Genomic DNA, 11,646 nt, shown 5'->3' with positions numbered 1-11,646 from the left:
CGCCGTCGGCTCCTCCGATCCGACGGCGGGCCGGATCGGAGGAGCCGAGCAGCTGGACGGGCTCGTCAGGCGACGGGGCCCTCGATCAGCGCGATGTCCGCCGTCTGGCTCGTACCAGCGGATGTGGTCCACGTGATGGTGACCGTCTGACCGGGCTCGAGCGAGGCCATGGTCGCGGTGAGGGTCTGCGCGGAGTCGATGGGCGTCCCGTTCAGCCCGGTGATCACATCGCCCGCGGCGAGGCCCACCGAGGCGGCGGGCGTGTTCTCGATCACCGAACCGACGACGGCGCCCGCGCCGGTCTGCGCCGCACCGTCCGCGGCTGAACTCAGGCCGATGCCGATGAAGGCCGGGTAGCCGATCGAGACCGTCTGGGTCTCGACGCCGCTGCGGATCTGACCGACGATCGACAGTGCGTCGTCGATCGGGATCGCGAACCCGTCGATGTCGGTGCCACCGGAGGACGCCGCGGTGTCGATCCCGACGACTTCACCCTCCGCGTCGTACAGCGGGCCGCCGGAGTCTCCGGCCTGGATGTCCGCGTCGGTCTGGATGAGGCCCGTGAGCTGCTTGCCGCCGCCCGTCGTCTCGTCCTGCACGGTGATGTCCTGGTCGAGCGCGGTGACCGATCCGTCCGCGGCGCTCGGCGTCCCACCCGTCCCGCCCGCGTTGCCGACGCCGGTGACGGCATCGCCGACGGCCGCGCCGCCGTCGTCGTCGATCGTCACGGTGTCGAGTCCCGAGGCGCCGTCGAGTTGCAGGAGCGCGACGTCGTCGGTGGCATCCGTCCCGATGACCCGCGCCGTGTACTGCTGACCCGTGCTGACGACCGTGACCACGATGCTGGTCGCTCCCGCGACGACATGGTTGTTCGTCAGGATCTGTCCGTCGGCCGTGAGGACCATCCCGGTGCCGGCGGCGGCGCCGCCCTGGTAGCCGAGCTCGGTCTCGATGTCCACGACACCGACCGATTCGGCCGCGGTCGCACTCCTGGTGTCCGCGGTGGCGGCATCCGGAGTCGTCTGCTGTTGCGGTGGCGTGAGGCCGCCCGGCGCTCGGAAGCTCTGGCCGTCCCCGTCGGGAACCGTCTCGGCCACCTGGGACGACGCTGCGACGCTGTGGAAGGCGCCCGCGGCCAGGGAGGCGATGCCCAGCCCGCCGGTGACGAGGGAGACGACGGTCGCTGCGGTCGCTGCGGCGATGATCCAGCCGATCGGCTGCTGCTTCGGTGCCGTCGGTGGCTGCGGCGGGGTCTGCGGCGCCTGCAGCATGGGCTGAGCGACGGATGGGCCGTCGGTGTACTGATGCGGTGCCGTGGCGTAGCCGTACGGCGTCGTCGCCATCCACGGCCGGCCGGGTGCGGCGGCGTTGCCCGGGTACCCGGGCGGGGGAGTGACGTCCGTGCCGGGGGCCGGCTGGTACGACCCCGTCGGCTGCTCGTAGGCGGGGGCTGCGGCGGTCGGGTCTGCGGTGGCGGGATCGGTGGCTTCGGGTTCCGGGATGTCCGGTCCTGTGGTGTTCGTCATGAAGGTTCCTCTCGGCGGCGAGTGCTGAGATCATCTGACTCCTGCAAACCGAGGGAATCGTCACCTGGGGCCAAGAGCCGCCTTTGAGGTTCCCGACCGTTCACCGGGTGTGGTTTGTGTACAGCCTGAGAGACAGGCCCTTGCACTTCCGGAACGGGGCCGGGCGGTCGCCGCGGTGTGCCCTCAGGACCGGGACAGCAAGGCCTCGAGCGCGGGTCTGGCCTCGACCTCCGAGATGTGACCGGCGACGACGAGCTCGGCCAAGCCGTGCACCGTCGCCCACACCGCCGTGGTGAGGGCGGCGACGACCTCGGCCGGCGCATCGGGCGCGAGGGAGGCGGTGGTCTCGGCGAGGATGCCTTCGACGGCGGCGATGAGCGGCGCCATCGCCGCGCTCGGCGCGCCCGGAGCGCAGACGTCCGGGTCGTAGATGACCCGGAACCGTTCGGGATGGTGGGCCGCGTACGCCACGTAGCTCGAGCCGACCCGGATGGCGATCTCCTGCGGCGTGCCCGCGGCCGCGGCCGCCCGCTCGGCGCGCATCGACTCCAGGAGCTCCGACATCGACCGTTCACTCAAGCGCTTCAGCAGCGCCGTCCGGTCGCCGAAGTGGTGGTACGGCGCGTTGTGGCTGACGCCGGCGCGGCGGGCGACCTCGCGCAGGCTCAGCGAGACGTGTCCCTGTGTCCGCATGAGGTCGAGCGCAGCGTCTTCCAGCACGGGTCCGAGGTTGCCGTGGTGATAGGCCGTCGTCGATCTTGACACAAGCAACATCGTACCCGTACGGTCGTTCCCGTACCGATGTGGGCAGTGTCTAGATTCTGGACACTGTCAAAACTTACGACCTTTGGAGCATCCATGAGCACCCTCGTCATCGACGGCCATCCCAATCCCGACTCCCTGTGCGCCGCTCTGGCGTCGGCGTATGCGGATGCCCACGGCGACGCGACGGTCCTCGCCGTCCGCGACCTCGCATTCGATCCGAACCTGCGGCTCGGCTACACCCACCGGCAGGAACTGGAGCCCGACCTCGAGCTCGCGTGGCAGCAGATCCTGGCCGCTGACCACCTCGTCGTCGTGGCCCCGGTCTGGTGGGGCTCCGTCCCGGCGCTGCTCAAGGGCTTCTTCGATCGGGTCCTGCTGCCGCGTCGCGCCTACCGGACGAAGGACAACGGGCTTCCCGAAGGGCTGCTCACGGGGCGTTCGGGCCGCGTGATCGTCACGACCGACTCGCCATGGTGGTATCTCCCGCTGGTGGGGGACACGACCGTGAAGCAGCTCCGCACCACGACCCTCCGGTTCTGCGGGATCCGGTCCGTCGCAGCGAGCCGGTTCGGCCCGGTCAAGGGCTCGAGCGACGCACGACGACAGGCGTGGATCGCGAAGGCGGCCCGGCTCGGGAGCGCGGACGCCTCGCGTCGGCCCGCGAGCGACCTGGGCTCGTCCGCAGCGTCGCTCAGTGCCCGTCCACGAGCCTGATGAAGGCACTGAGCTCGGCGACGCCCTCCGGGGTCGTCGGGAGGTACTCGGTGAGCGCGGGGGAGGAGACGAGGTAGGCCGCCCACTGCGCCCGCGAGATGCCCACGTTCAACCGGTTCTTCATCAGGAGGAACGACATCCCGCGCGGTACCTCGGCCGGCGCGGACGCGGCCAGGGTCACGATCGCGATGACCGCCTCCTGGCCTTGGAACTTGTCGACCGTTCCGACCCGGACGGTGCCGAACCCGGCCTGGTCGAGTGCCTCCCGCACCACCGCCACATGTGCGTTGTACGGGCAGACCACGATGATGTCGGCTTGCGTCAGGGGTGAGTCCGAGCGGCGGGAGTCGGGGTCGGTCCAGAGCAGGCCGATGCTCGAGCGGACGAGCTCGACGACGCGTTCGGCCTCCTCGACCGAGCTCGTGGCGTTGCCGATGTGACGGACGTCGACGATGTGGAGGCCTGGCTCGCAGCCGACGAGACGGCGGTTCGCCGTGGCGGCCGCCGACCGCAGCTCACCGCCGTACGACAGGCGCGAGACCGGCTCGGTGACCGCCGCGTCCATCCGCCAGGTCTCGTGGAGGAAGTAGCCGAGTTCCGGTGGCAGGACGTCTCGACCATCGGCCACGAACCCGAGGGCGGAGGTGTCGATGGGCTCCGGATGCGTCCCCTGGCTCACCTGGGGGAGCTGTTGTGGATCGCCGAGGAGCAGCAGGTTCCGGGCAGCGACGCTCGCCGCGATCGTGTAGGCCAGGGAGAACTGACCCGCTTCGTCGACGACCAGCAGGTCGAGTGACCGGCGTGGGAACCGGTTGGGGTTGCTGAAGTCCCAGGCAGTCCCGCCCACGACGAACCCGCCGGCCTGCTCGCCCGCGTAGGCCGCGTGGCCGTTGGACGGCAGGATCGTGTAGCCGCGGTCGGCGTCCGGGTCGGCACCGGTCCGCAGCGTCTTCGCCACGAGGCCCGGGGCGAGGCCGGCCTTCACGATGCGTTCGAGCAGGTTCTCCACGACGTCGTGCGACTGGGCCACCACGCCGACACGCCACCCGTGCTGCCGCACCAGCGCGGTGATGACGTGTGAAGCGACGTAGGTCTTGCCCGTCCCTGGTGGACCCTGGACGGCGAGCGCTGAGTCGTCGAGGTCGAGCAGGGCGGCGGTGACGTCCGCGATCGTCTCGCGGTCGCCGTGGTGGGGGAGCGGACCACCCGAACCGGTGCGCGGCGGCCGGCGGCGGAGGATGTCGACGACACCGTCGCTCGGCCAGTCGGGCGATGCGTCGACGATGGCCTGCCCCCATTCGGCGATGGCGTCGACCTGCGTCCCAGGCCGGGGCGGGGGAGACGGCGTGAGCGCCACCGGCAGCTCGGTGTAGGGATCCCGGTCGCCCTTCAGCGTCTCCTGGATGAGCACGGAATCGTCGTCGACCTCGAGCACGGTGATCTGCCCGGCTGGACGGGAGCCGGGCTCGGCGCGGGGGACCGTGTACGGGCCCGGGTACTCGTAGACGGCGAAGGGGTCGGCGCCGACCTTCACACTGCTCCCCGGAGCCCAGCGGCCGAAGAGGCGGACGTGCCGGCGATCGCTCCGCTGCCGCCCCTCCCGGAACCAGTCGCGCTCGACCTCGCCCGCGGTGACCGTGAAGACGTTGCGGGTGTCCTCCCAGTCGTCGCGCGCGGCGATGAGCCGTGAGAAGTGCTCCTGCCAGAACGACTTGTGTTCCCGACGGTGGTAGTCGATCGCGGCTGCAGCCAGGGCGTACGCCGCCGCGTCGTCGGAACGTCCGGGGTCGAGCGGGTCGCCGGCCAGGGCAGTCAGGGCGTCGTGCAGGGGCGTCGGGTCGTCGATGAGCGGCTCCGGCGCATCGTTCACGAAGGTGCCGGGGAGCACACCCCGCTCCTCGCCCAGGGCGAGGAGCCAGTTGCGGAGTCGGCGCGTGGACTCGCAGTCGTACTCGTTGTACTCGGCGATCTCCGCCAGTTTGCGCTCGCCCTCTGCGATGAGCGCCGGGTCGTCGCTGCGGCTGAGCTCGCGGGCGTCGGCGTACTCGGTGATCGACGCGGCCGCATTGGTGACCTCGCTGTCGCGGTGGTCGTCGCCCATGTAGAGGGGCTCGAGCTTCTTGATCGAGTACGACCGTGAGCCCACGCGGACCGTCTTGCGGACGAACGGGTAGAGGTCGAAGAGCACGGCCTCCCGCAGGAGGTCGTCGACGACCTGCTCGCCGACGCCGTGCCTGGCGGCCAGGGCGAGCAGATGCGTCCGTTCGTAGGCCGCGTAGTGGTAGACGTGCATGCCCGGGTACTCCGCCCGGCGGGCGGTGAGGTACTCGAGGAAGTCGATGAACGCGATGCGCTCCTCGTGGAAGTCGTGAGCCCACCAGGATCGGAAGACGCCGTCGGTGTCGACCAGCCCGAACAGGTAGTCGATGCCCCAGCGGGTGCGATCGCCTCGGCGGGCGTCGCCCGGCTCGCCCTCCGTGTACAGGGGGTCTCCCTCGAAGTCGAAGAAGATGTCGCCGGGATCGGGCTGCGGGAGGAGCCCGAGTGCCGCGGCGTCGTGGACGTGGAATGCCGGGACGCCGGGCTCCGAGGTGGGTTCGAGTTGCAGACGGGCTTGATCCCGCAGGGCCGCGAGCGTCGTCTCCGACACCCCGTCGACGGTGCCGCCACCGGTGGCCGGGTGCCCGTGGAACGCGCCGCCGGGGGCCGACCCGGTGAGGGCGAGGGTGGCGAGGTCGTCGATGGTGTGGATCCCGGCGGCCGACAGGCGGTCGCGCTGGGTCAGCCGGAGACCGGCCACCAGCAGGACGTCGCGTGACGCGGTGATCTCCGCGTCGCACCAGGCACAACGTCCGCAGACGCTGTACCGCTGGTCGCCCCACTGCACCGCGTCCGTGTCCTGCAGCCGCTCCGCGACGATCTGCACGAGCCGTGCGCGGCGACGCCGGTAGACCGGGAGGATGTCGGCGACGGCGTGCGTGCTGATCGTCCCGTCGCCCAGGATGAGGTCGACATCGTCGTCGACCGGCACCCCGGCAGCGCTGAGCTGTTCCACGTAGGCCGCGAGCTGCAACAGCGCCGTCACCTTCGGAGAGCGGGCCAGCTTGGTGTCTTGTACCCGGTACCGGCCGTCGGGCCTGCGGACGATGAAGTCGGCGAAGCCGATGAACGAGCCGTCGAAGAACGCGGCCTGGAAGACGATCGGTGCGCCGGCACGGAAGGCTGCGAGCGTCGACGCGACGGCGGCGGCGAGCGCCCCGGCGTCGCGGACGTCGGGGCGCTCGAGCTCGACCACGCCTGCGCCGAACTCCGCCCGGTAGGACTCGAGCACACGGAGTTCGTGTTGATCGCCCAGCTTCGAGGTGCGCATGAGCATCTCGTCCTCGGGCTCCTCGATCGGGTCGATGCGATCGAGCTTCGCGTCGATGGAGCGCAGGAAGGCGAATTCGCAATACGACGCGTTGGAGAGGTCGCTGGCACTCGTGATGGCGGAACCGTCGAGGAGGAACATCGGTGCGGTGGGTGCCTTTCGAGACGACGCTGCGGCGGGGGACCACCGCCCCCGATCGCTGTCAGTCTGGCACGCACCACCGACCCGCGGCCGCCCGTCCGCGACGCCATGAGCGGACGCCGTGCGACGCCTCCCTGGGGAGCACGGTCGCGCCGACCCGAGCGCCGGGTCCCCTACCCTGGAGTCTCCGACGACGACACGAGCGAGGGGGTCGGACCGGTATGGTCACCACGATCGAGGTCGTCGCGGGCGTCGCCTCCCAGGGCGACACCGTCTTCGCGTGCCGGCGCTCCCCTGAGCGGTCCTCGGGCGGCCGGTGGGAGTTCCCCGGAGGCAAGGTCGAGGCCGGCGAACGCCCCGAGGAGGCCCTCGCGCGGGAGCTGCAGGAGGAACTCGGAGCCGATGTCTCCGTCGGTCGTCTCCTCGACCGATCCGTCGTCGCGGTCGGCGCACTGCGGATCGATCTGGCGTGTTACGCCGTCACCTTCCGCGATGGTCCACCGGTGAGCAGCACCGATCACGATGAACTGCGGTGGGTGCCGCGGAACCGCTTGGCCGAGCTGGACTGGGCGTCGCCGGACCTCCCTATGGTCCGGCTGCTCACCGACGGCTGAGTCGACGGTCCGACGTGTCAGGCCCCAGCCCGCAACGGGATCCGGGCCAGGGTGCGGCCACTGAGCACCAGATCGTCGTGGGTCGAGGTGACCGCCAGTTCGTCGACCGTCCACTCGAACAGGGTCGCGTCCTGCCAGCGTTCCAGGAAGGCCGCGAGCGCGGCCGTCTCCGCCGGGTCGAGCTCGTCCCGGAAGTGGTGCATGCCGACCCCCACGAGCGGGACGGCACGTCCGCCGACCGCCCGCTGGATCGGTTCGAAGGCGTCAGCGGTGGCCGGGAGGTAACAGCGGCCGCGATTGAAGCCGCCGATCACGGGTCCGGCGAGTCTGGCTCGGAACGGCGCGAACGCGCCGACCGCCGATCGGAGACCGGTGAGGAGGTCGTCGGAGGCGTCGACGGAGGCGAGCGTGGCATGCAGCCGGTGGGCGCGACGCAGCTCGATGCCTCGCGCGAGCTTCGCGGCGAACGGCGCGGAGGCGAGGTCCGCCTCGTAGCTCAGGAAGATGGGGTCGACGAACAACCGCTCCACCGGCACGGGCACGACGACGGCGACGCGTGGTTCCACGTAGCGACCGGCCCGGTAGCTGCCATCGGGACTGGCTGCGAGCGCCAGCGGATGGTCGGCGTCGATGAGCGGGAGCTGAGCGTAGCGGTACCGCTCGTCGAAGGTGAGTTCCTCGCCGGGTTGGAACCGCGAGCGGACACCGTCCCAGGTGGCGAGCGGCCCGGGCGATCGCCGTCCGTCCTCGGTGGAGACGGCATCCGTGCGGACATCCTCGACGTCGGCCGTGCTCGAGCGCATCGAGCCCGGACGCCTGAGCCCTGCGACCGCACCGATCGGCAGCGCGCCGATGGTGTTTCCGGCTGAGCCGGCGGGAGAGGGCATGTCGTGAGGCTAGTCGAGCCTGGCTCCTCCAGCATCGGGGACACCCCGTATTCGGTCGATCAACTGAGTTTTTCCGGAACTCGGACGATCGATGCCGGTGATCAGTGCGCCTTGCCGACCTTCCAATACCCGCAGAACATGACGCGTTCCTTGGGCGTGCCGCTGCGGACCCAGGAGCGACGCACCGCCGCGGCGAGCGCTTGCTCGCCCACGACCCATCCGTACGCCGACGGGCCCGGCGCCTCGAGGGCTTCCGCCGCCGCGAGCGCCCCGCGGCCGGGGACGGCATGCACATCGTCCCGGACGACCCATCGGACCTCGACCCCGGAGGGCGCCTCGAGCGTCTGGACATCCGCTGCCGACGGCACCTCGACGATCGCGGTCCCGATCGTGTCGGCCGGAAGGTGCGCGAGGATCCCGGCGACGGCGGGCAATCCCGTCTCATCGGCGACGAGCACGATCCGGTCCGTGCCGGGCGGCGGGTTGAACATCCGACCCTCGTCGAGCAGCGCGACCGGGTCTCCCGGTCGGCACGTCTGCGCCCAGCCGGCTGCGGGTCCGGCGGTCCCGTCGGCTGCCGAGCCGTGGATGACGAAGTCGACGTCGAGTTCCGGACCCTCCGGTCCGTCCGCGCGGTAGTCGCGGACGGTGTAGTTGCGCAGCACCGGCCTGACCGACTTCGAGATCGCCAGGTACTTGACGTAGGCGATCATGTCGAGCTTGGTCGGGAGCCGATCGAGGCCGCCGTCCGAGACGGGGATGAAGAAGCGGAACCACTGGTCGTAGCCGAGGAAGGCGAAGTCGGCGATGTCTCCACCGCCGAGCGTGACCCGGGCGAAGTTCGGGGAGATCGTCGCACGCCGCAGCACCCGGAGGGTCAACAGGCGCGCCGCCTCGGGCTTGATCCTCGACACCTCAGCGTTCGTCCGCGCCATCCGGTCTCCTCCGTCCAGCGACCCCGTCAGCCGCTACTGAGGTAACCCTAACTCAGGTGACCCTTACTTCGAAGGTCCTGAGTCGACATCGGCCACCTTGCGGGACCGCGTGTCGAGCAGCGCGAAGACCAGGGCGATCACGACGAAGCCGATCGTGACGATGGTGCTGTTGCGGTAGGCGTCGTGGTAGACGTCGAGCGAGGCGCCCGAAGCACCGCCGCCGTTCTCCGAGTACACCGTCGCGTAGAAGGTCGCCGTCGCCGCCGCGAGCCCGACCGCGGTGCCGATCCGCTGACCGAGCTGACCGATGGACCCGGCGACACCGCCGGACGCGACCGGGATGTCCGCGAGCATCAGCGTCTGGTTCGGCGAGATCACGGCTCCGCCACCGATGCCCGCCAGGAGCATCGCCGCACCCATGGCGTACGGGGTGACCTCCGGGGGAGTGATGAACGCGAGCACCGAGTTCAGGGTGAAGCCGACCACCACCAACACGAGCCCGCCCACGACGAGCGGACGTCCGAGCTTGTCGACGACCCGGCCGCTCAACCAGGAGCTGACCGCCGAGGCGAGCGCGAAGGGGATCGTGATCATGCCCGCGAAGACGGGTTCGAGGCCGAGGCCCTGCTGGACGAACAGCGTGAGGGTGAGGAAGGTGGCCGGCATGGCCGCGAAGTACGTCGTCGAGATGAGGACGCCGTTGCGGTAGCTGCCGAGGGAGAAGAGCGAGAAGTCGACGACGGGCGTCTGTCCGGCGCGCTGGTACCGACCCTCCCACCAGGCGAACAGGCCGGCGAACACGGCGAACCCGAGGAGGAGCCACCAGCGTGCCGGGTCGTCGTCCGGCGAACCCGTCGTCAGCACGAAGGGCAGCATGAGCGACAGCACCGCGAGACCGAGGAGCACGATGCCGACGGGGTCGAGCGAACCGGCCCCCGCCTCACGTGGCTGCTGCTTGGGCAGCAGGCGGGCGGCGATCGGCAGCAGGATGATCGCCAGCGGCACGTTCATCCAGAAGAGCAGGCGCCAGCCGTCCTCCGGGCCGCCGACGGCGATGAGCAGGCCACCGAGCGTCGGACCGAACGCCGTCGACAGGCCGATGATGGCGCCGAAGAGCCCGAAGGCGCGTCCGCGCTCCTTGCCCACGAAGAGCTGCTGGATGAGCCCGATCACCTGCGGCATGAGGAATCCGGCGGCGACGCCCTGCAGGATCCGCCCGCCGATCAGGATGGCGACGCTCGGGGCGATCGCGCACACGAGGCTCGCAGCACCGAACACGCTCAGGCCGATCATGAACATCTGTCGACGGGAGTGCAGGTCGCCGTAGCGGCCGGCGGGCACGAGGATCAGGCCAAACGCCAGGGCGTACCCGGCGACGATCAGCTGCAGTGCGGTCGGGCCGGCGTCGAGGGCCTGCTCGATGGACGGGAGGCCGACGTTCACCTTCGAGAGGTCGAGGATCGTGAGGGCGGCGACGGAGACGCAGACCGCGAAGGCGCGCCACTTGGTCCGGTCGTCGGGGGCGGTGGGCTCGGTGGTCATCCTGGTCAGCCTATGCCCGGCTCGACGGTCCTCGCCCCCGGTTGACGAGCACGGATTTCACCGTCCTCGTCGCCGGTTCCGGGGTCGGAACGCCTTCAGACGATGACGAGACTCCCGTCACGGGCTACGCTCGGAAGATGCACATGGACGCCCCGCGAGGGCTGCAGGACCCGGACGAACTGGCCGAACGACACCGCATGCTGGCCGAGTCGCCGGCACTCGCGCCGCTGCGCGACTGGGCGGACGCGATGATGGCCCGCCGGGGACGGCGGCAGAGCGACCTCGTGCTCCCGCTCGTCGACCCGGCCGATGCAGCCGTCAACGCGAAGACCCTCATCCTCCTCGACGCCCCGGGCACCCTCGCTCCGGACAGCCTCGACGCACCTGGATCGGGGTTCGCCTCGGTCGACAACGACGACCCGGTCGCCGAGAGTCTCTGGAACCTGCGGAACGACATCGGTTTCGACGACGTCATGGTCTGGAACATCGTCCCGTGGTACCTGAGCGCCGGACGCAAGAAGCCGAACGCCCCCGAGGTCGCCCAGGGTGCCATGGAGTTGCGCGCACTGCTCCCGCTGCTCCGCAACCTCCGCGTCGTAGTCCTCTGCGGTCCGCACGCCCAGGACGGTTGGTGGAAGCACGTCGAGCCGCTGCTCGGGAACACCTACAGCGCGTTCAACGCGCCGCACCCGTCACCGTTGTCGCTGAAGCAGCCTGGTCGTCGCGAGGAGATCGAGAAGGTCTTCGCGCGCGCCAAGCAGGTCGCCGGCTAGCGTCCCGCGCACCGATCCATCCGCAACCCCCTCGCCCCGGTCGGCGAGGGGGTTGCGTCCGTCTGAGCGCTTGCTAGCGTCGAGTGGACGAGGAAAGGAAGAGCACATGGACATCGGAACGATCGCGATCCTGATCGTCATCGCCCTCCTGGCGGTGGGCGCCGTCTGGTACGTCGTGCGGCGCGACCGTGCAGCTCGGACAGACGACGCCTACCGTTCGCACGACGCCGACACCGAGCACGAGCGCGAACGGGCGAAAGCCCTCGCGCAGGGCACGGGCGGCGAGCCGCGACGCGGCGGGGGCCCCATGGGCGTCTGACCCACCGGACACGGACCGACAGACGGACGGTCGTCACCCCTCAGGGATGACGACCGTCCG

The 11,646-nt window shown here is 70.5% G+C and carries 10 protein-coding genes; 4 read left to right on the top strand and 6 right to left on the bottom strand.

Annotation, left to right across the window (positions count from 1 at the left end; genetic code table 11):
• Nucleotides 1-65: 65 nt before the first annotated feature.
• Nucleotides 66-1,526, bottom strand: coding sequence for a S1C family serine protease (locus ASF68_RS11360; RefSeq protein WP_056010279.1), 1,461 nt, complete (start codon nt 1,524-1,526; stop codon nt 66-68).
• A 183-nt stretch (nt 1,527-1,709) separates the two neighbouring features.
• Complete coding sequence (locus tag ASF68_RS11355; RefSeq protein WP_056010277.1) at nt 1,710-2,291, bottom strand: TetR/AcrR family transcriptional regulator; 582 nt, start codon at nt 2,289-2,291, stop codon at nt 1,710-1,712.
• Nucleotides 2,292-2,384: 93 nt separating this feature from the next.
• Here ASF68_RS11355 and ASF68_RS11350 point away from each other — a divergent pair, with 93 nt between their 5' ends.
• Nucleotides 2,385-3,005 carry an NAD(P)H-dependent oxidoreductase gene (locus ASF68_RS11350; protein ID WP_056010275.1) on the top strand — a complete coding sequence of 207 codons (621 nt, stop codon included), beginning with the start codon at nt 2,385-2,387 and terminating at the stop codon, nt 3,003-3,005.
• Here the strand turns inward: ASF68_RS11350 and ASF68_RS11345 are convergent.
• Nucleotides 2,983-6,516: a bifunctional RecB family nuclease/DEAD/DEAH box helicase gene (locus ASF68_RS11345; protein ID WP_056010273.1), complete on the bottom strand. Its 3,534-nt coding sequence runs from the start codon at nt 6,514-6,516 to the stop codon at nt 2,983-2,985. The two genes, ASF68_RS11350 and ASF68_RS11345, sit on opposite strands and share 23 nt — an antisense overlap.
• 221 nt (nt 6,517-6,737) lie before the next feature.
• On the opposite strand from ASF68_RS11345, the gene ASF68_RS11340 reads away from it, so the two are divergent.
• Complete coding sequence (locus ASF68_RS11340) at nt 6,738-7,130, top strand: (deoxy)nucleoside triphosphate pyrophosphohydrolase (protein ID WP_056010271.1); 393 nt, start codon at nt 6,738-6,740, stop codon at nt 7,128-7,130.
• Between the two features lie 17 nt (nt 7,131-7,147).
• Here the strand turns inward: ASF68_RS11340 and ASF68_RS11335 are convergent, their stop codons facing one another.
• The 3 genes from ASF68_RS11335 to ASF68_RS11325 all read right to left on the bottom strand — a co-directional run bounded on the left by ASF68_RS11335 (nt 7,148) and on the right by ASF68_RS11325 (nt 10,494).
• The gene (locus ASF68_RS11335; RefSeq protein WP_056010270.1) at nt 7,148-8,017 is read right to left on the bottom strand and encodes a hypothetical protein; all 870 of its coding nucleotides are present in this window, start codon (nt 8,015-8,017) and stop codon (nt 7,148-7,150) included.
• Between the two features lie 101 nt (nt 8,018-8,118).
• Entirely contained in the window at nt 8,119-8,952 is an 834-nt protein-coding gene (locus tag ASF68_RS11330; protein WP_056010268.1) for a siderophore-interacting protein, read from the bottom strand.
• Between the two features lie 63 nt (nt 8,953-9,015).
• A complete protein-coding gene (locus tag ASF68_RS11325) occupies nt 9,016-10,494 on the bottom strand; it encodes an MFS transporter (protein WP_056010266.1) in 1,479 nt (492 codons plus the stop codon).
• Nucleotides 10,495-10,631: 137 nt separating this feature from the next.
• On the opposite strand from ASF68_RS11325, the gene ASF68_RS11320 reads away from it, so the two are divergent.
• Both ASF68_RS11320 and ASF68_RS11315 read left to right on the top strand, forming a co-directional pair.
• Nucleotides 10,632-11,267, top strand: a complete 636-nt coding sequence (locus tag ASF68_RS11320) for a uracil-DNA glycosylase (protein WP_082456009.1) — start codon at nt 10,632-10,634, stop codon at nt 11,265-11,267.
• Nucleotides 11,268-11,373: 106 nt separating this feature from the next.
• On the top strand, nt 11,374-11,586 hold the full coding sequence (locus ASF68_RS11315) for a hypothetical protein (protein ID WP_056010262.1): 213 nt from the start codon (nt 11,374-11,376) through the stop codon (nt 11,584-11,586).
• Nucleotides 11,587-11,646: the final 60 nt, after the last annotated feature.

The sequence above is a fragment of the Plantibacter sp. Leaf314 genome (assembly GCF_001423185.1).
Classification (GTDB): Bacteria; Actinomycetota; Actinomycetes; order Actinomycetales; family Microbacteriaceae; genus Plantibacter.
Note: the sequence above shows the minus strand (reverse complement) of the source record. Positions and strands in the feature narration are given on the sequence as shown.

What these genes read in the sequence shown, in the direction of transcription:
- ASF68_RS11335 (WP_056010270.1), bottom strand. Translation starts at nt 8,017, where the DNA reads ATGCCCTCTCCCGCCGGCTCAGCCGGAAACACCATCGGCGCGCTGCCG.
- ASF68_RS11315 (WP_056010262.1), top strand. Translation starts at nt 11,374, where the DNA reads ATGGACATCGGAACGATCGCGATCCTGATCGTCATCGCCCTCCTGGCG.
- ASF68_RS11330 (WP_056010268.1), bottom strand. Translation starts at nt 8,952, where the DNA reads ATGGCGCGGACGAACGCTGAGGTGTCGAGGATCAAGCCCGAGGCGGCG.
- ASF68_RS11345 (WP_056010273.1), bottom strand. Translation starts at nt 6,516, where the DNA reads ATGTTCCTCCTCGACGGTTCCGCCATCACGAGTGCCAGCGACCTCTCC.
- ASF68_RS11360 (WP_056010279.1), bottom strand. Translation starts at nt 1,526, where the DNA reads ATGACGAACACCACAGGACCGGACATCCCGGAACCCGAAGCCACCGAT.
- ASF68_RS11320 (WP_082456009.1), top strand. Translation starts at nt 10,632, where the DNA reads ATGCACATGGACGCCCCGCGAGGGCTGCAGGACCCGGACGAACTGGCC.
- ASF68_RS11340 (WP_056010271.1), top strand. Translation starts at nt 6,738, where the DNA reads ATGGTCACCACGATCGAGGTCGTCGCGGGCGTCGCCTCCCAGGGCGAC.
- ASF68_RS11350 (WP_056010275.1), top strand. Translation starts at nt 2,385, where the DNA reads ATGAGCACCCTCGTCATCGACGGCCATCCCAATCCCGACTCCCTGTGC.
- ASF68_RS11325 (WP_056010266.1), bottom strand. Translation starts at nt 10,494, where the DNA reads ATGACCACCGAGCCCACCGCCCCCGACGACCGGACCAAGTGGCGCGCC.